The organism is Chitinophaga sp. (genome assembly GCF_036569125.1).
Classification (GTDB): domain Bacteria; phylum Bacteroidota; class Bacteroidia; order Chitinophagales; family Chitinophagaceae; genus Chitinophaga.
Window position 1 is genome coordinate 1 of the sequence record NZ_DATCRF010000494.1, and the last position, 4,131, is coordinate 4,131.

Consider the following 4,131-nt stretch of genomic DNA (forward strand, 5'->3'; position numbering starts at 1 on the left):
TCTTTGTACCGTTCATGAAATGAACGTAACGGTAGGCGGTACCCACAAAATGTCATTCCAGAATTTTACAACCGGTGGTGGCCATTCATTCGGTGGTACCTACCTGGAGCTCAAACCTAATGAGCTGTTAAAGTACACGGATAAATTTGACGATCCGAACCTGCCCGGAGAAATGACCACCACGGTTGTGCTGCGGAAAACTATTGCCGGCACAGAAATAAAAATTACACAGGAAGGTATCCCTGCTGCCATCCCCGTTGAAATGTGTTATTTAGGCTGGCAGGAATCACTGGAAAAACTGGCTAAGCTGGTAGAGCCTGAGATCCCCGCTTGATCAGGGAACAGGCACTTTATTGCTTTCACAGACCATCAGGTATAGGATTCCGGTGGTCTTTTTTTTATTATCATAACCGAAGTAAGATCTTTTTGTGTTAAAGGTCACTTTCCCATTTTTCATTCATGATCCACCGGATACAGGGTGCTGTCCATTGTGCAGTGGCCGTTTTATTATTTACGCCAAAGCCATGTCCGCCCTTTGCATATAAGAACATTTTTACCGGAACGTGATGTTGTCTTAACGCAGCTTCTAAATACAGACTGTTCCCGACCTTTACCACGTCATCATCTATTGCCGACACAATGAATGTGGGCGGCGTTTCGTCCGATACCTGCAGCTCGTTGGAATATTCCCTGATCCTTTCAGGTGTTATATCCGGGCCAATTAAATTACTTCTGGATTGCAGGTGCGTAAGGCTGTCGGCGAAACTTACAACCGGGTAGACCGCCACAACAAAATCCGGGCGCAGGTTAATGTGCCCCGGGTTATCCAGTCTTGTTTTATTGAAATGAGTTTCCGCAGTAGTTACCAGGTGCCCGCCTGCGGAAAAACCCATTATGCCAACCTTATCAGGTTTTATCTTGTATTGTTTTGCATGCGATCGTACATATATTATTGCGGCCTGCACATCGGTAAGCGGAACGATTTCCTTCTCATTCATCCTGGAAGCATTTGGAACACGGTAATCCAGCAGGAAAGCAGTAATGCCTGCATCATTAAGCTGCCTGCATGCCGGGATCCCTTCAACATTATTAGCCCTGCCTCCGTAAGAGCCTCCGGAACACACTATAACAGCAATGTTGGACCTCTTTTTTTCAGGCACGTATACTGTAATTTTGGGCACCTCCGTATTTTCCTTTGCAAACGGAATTTGACCTGCAGGGTAGAGCGGGATGCTTTCCTGAGCCATAGCGTATTGGCAGGAAAAGGCCAGCGCAGCTAAAATTATAAACGTTCTTTTCATGATCTGTTGTATTAAAAAGTAGTCGCCTGATCAGCAGGAATATACAAAAAACACAGTACAGTAGCATTCAATTTTCATTGTCCTGTTGTTGCTTACACCTCAATTTTTACCAGCCTGGATTTTGAATGATCTTTTTGTCCCTGTCCAGCTCATACTGGCTGATGGGCCACCAGTAATAAGAGGGCCTGAACAGGTGTGGCGTCATGGTAGCCACCTTGTTATAAAAGGCATCTCCGTCTTTGCTGATATCCATGCCGTGTAAAGTACCCATCACCTGCGGTGCAATTTTCCATCTGCGGATATCAAAGAACCGCTGGCCTTCATATGCCAGCTCCACCTTTCTTTCCGCCCGGATCTTTTGGCGCATTTCATCCTGGCTGGCCGGCGCCGGCAGCCCCGCGCCATACTGCGGGATCCCTGCACGCTCGCGGATCATATTGAGGTACCGCAGTATATCGGGATTCCCGGGGTCATATTCATTGAGCGCCTCAGCGTAGTTCAGGTACATCTCGGCTAAACGGAACAACGGGGCCGGCCGGTCCTGCCGTTGTCCATTACCACCGGAACCTACATTCGTGGTGGGGCCAACATTTTTCCTGACCAGGTATCCTGTTTTGGAAAAATCCGTGGGATGCCCGTTCCTGCCGTTGGGCCCTGAAACAAAGAAGCTGATAGCTGCAGGGGATTGCATGGTACCACCCTGCCAGATGCTGTTATTGTAAGTAACATCGCGGTAAAACCTGGGCTCCCTGTTCAGGTACATATTAAAGATCCTTTCGCCGCCCACATCTGTAAAACCGGTTTGGGAATACAACGGGGATTCGGAAGGTAGCTTACCATCTGACATAAAGTAAGCGTCGATCATTTCCTGCGTAGGGCCAATGCCGCACCATCCGCCTGCCTGCCGGGGCGTGCAATGTACATCCCAGGTGGCTAGTCCGTTGCCTTTGCGGGCAAAGATCTGTTCATCATTCCAGGCCTGGAAAAAAATACCCTCCAATGATTTTATTACATCGCCTGATGGGTCCTTATACAAAGCATAAATACCAAGATCGATCACCGCCTTTGCCGCGTCAGCAGCTTTTCTCCACTTTTCATCGTTCTTCGTGGCTGAGATCAGCGGAACGCCTTCTTCTGTTTTGAAGGAGGATAACAATGCATCCGTGTTCCCGTTGTACAGGGGGCTTGCAGCGTATAATAACAGGCGTGCTTTAACAGCCATGGCCATGCCTTTCGTAGCCCTGCCGTATTCAGCATCACTTTGCTGGCCATTTCTTTGCGGGTAGGGTGGCAGCACACTTGCCGCCTTATCCAGCTCACTCACCACATAACTAACGCAGTCGTCATAAGGGCTGCGCGGCAGCTGCATGGCGCTGGCCGGGGCATCCGTAGCAATCACGTCTTCACCCAGCAGAATAACAGGGCCATACTGGCGCATCAGGCAAAAGTAATAGTAAGCCCGCAGGAACCTTGCTTCCGCTTTATACTGGTCTATAAGCTGCTGGCCGCTCAGGCTGCGTATTTCATCGTTTTCATCAATATGATTTATGAAATAAGTGGCCGAACGGATGGCCTGATAGTATGAGCCCCAATACTCAAAAGAATTGTTTGCGGGTCCCAGGTTGCCAATGTTGATCGGGTAATTGGGTGAGCCGGACCAGGTAATATCCGCTTCGTCGCTGGTGCCTACCCAGGGAAAATTATGGATGGCTTCCCATTCATCCGGCACATAGCTGTATACGCTGGCAAGGAATTGTTCCGAGGTTGATTTCTTTTTAAATACTTCTTCCATAGTGATCCGGTCATCCGGCACCTGGTCCAGGAATTTTTTACAGGATACAAAGCATAGTATGCTCCCGGCTAAAAGTAGTATATGGATCTTGGTAGGTTGTAGCATGATCGTTGTTTTCTGTTTGCAGAGAATAAGTTGTTAAAAATTGCATCTCATACCGAAGTTGTAAGTCTTCAGCAAGGGGTACTGGGCGCCCCTTCCGTCGCCCATCTCCACATCCCAGAGTTTAAATCCGCTGAAGGTAGCCAGGTTGTATCCGATGAAATAGATATCAACTGCCGATACACCTAAACGGTTTAGCCATTTGTTCTTACGTAATTCATAGTTCAGCTGAAGGGTTTGTAGTCTCAGGAAAGCGCCGTTCTTCAGCCACCAGGTGCTGCCTTCAAAGTTCATATTATCGGCGCCGTAAGTGATCCTGGGATAAAAGGGGCGGGGATTGGGATTATCGGGTGTCCACCGGTCTGTTATCTGCGCCAGCAGGTTACCGCGTTCCCCGCCGTACGTGAATGGGCGGAAACCATCGCCATACAAACTAATATCTACATTGCCGATGCCTTTGAACCATGCGGCTAACGACCAGTTCTTCCAGCTGAACGTTGGCCCGAAACCGTATACGATTTCCGGCATGCTCCCGTAACCAATGGGGGCCTGGTCATAGGAGTCGATCTTCCCATCCTCATTCATATCTTTATACTTAATGTCCCCGGGTTTGTTGGTGCCCGGCTGAAAAGGGCTGTGGGAAACTTCTTCCTCCGATTGGAACAAGCCGAGGGCAATATAACCGAAGCGCTGCCCCAGCTTGCGCCCTATGCGTTGCTGCCAGGGATAGGGCCAGGGTGCATTAGCATCGTCGATCACGGTGGCCCGGTTCCAGGTTATATTTCCCCGGAATCCTATTTTAAAATCTTTGCCCAGCTGTTTGTTTATTTCCAGGGTGGCATCTATGCCTTTGTTATTCACTGCACCCAGGTTGGCGTCGGGAAGATTGATGATCCCCGCAAACTGTGGCACATTGCCGCGCGGGCGGAATATGCC

3 protein-coding genes and 1 pseudogene are annotated in these 4,131 nt (G+C 49.1%); 1 reads left to right on the forward strand and 3 read right to left on the reverse strand.

Annotation, left to right across the window (positions count from 1 at the left end; translation table 11 throughout):
- A partial coding sequence (locus tag VIM87_RS18565; protein WP_331998440.1) for an SRPBCC domain-containing protein occupies positions 1–334 on the forward strand: 334 nt, incomplete at its 5' end.
- Positions 335–431: 97 nt separating this feature from the next.
- On the opposite strand, the gene VIM87_RS18570 is transcribed toward VIM87_RS18565, so the two are convergent.
- From VIM87_RS18570 to VIM87_RS18580, 3 genes and pseudogenes are all read right to left on the reverse strand, one after another.
- Positions 432–1,301, reverse strand: coding sequence for an alpha/beta hydrolase (locus tag VIM87_RS18570; RefSeq protein ID WP_331998441.1), 870 nt, complete (start codon positions 1,299–1,301; stop codon positions 432–434).
- 106 nt (positions 1,302–1,407) lie between these two features.
- On the reverse strand, positions 1,408–3,198 hold the full coding sequence (locus VIM87_RS18575; RefSeq protein ID WP_331998442.1) for a RagB/SusD family nutrient uptake outer membrane protein: 1,791 nt from the start codon (positions 3,196–3,198) through the stop codon (positions 1,408–1,410).
- Positions 3,199–3,231: 33 nt separating this feature from the next.
- Positions 3,232–4,131, reverse strand: a pseudogene (locus VIM87_RS18580) (SusC/RagA family TonB-linked outer membrane protein); the annotation flags it as partial.

Coding starts and splice junctions, on each gene's coding strand:
- VIM87_RS18570 (WP_331998441.1), bottom strand. CDS start 1,301: ATGAAAAGAACGTTTATAATTTTAGCTGCGCTGGCCTTTTCCTGCCAA.
- VIM87_RS18575 (WP_331998442.1), bottom strand. CDS start 3,198: ATGCTACAACCTACCAAGATCCATATACTACTTTTAGCCGGGAGCATA.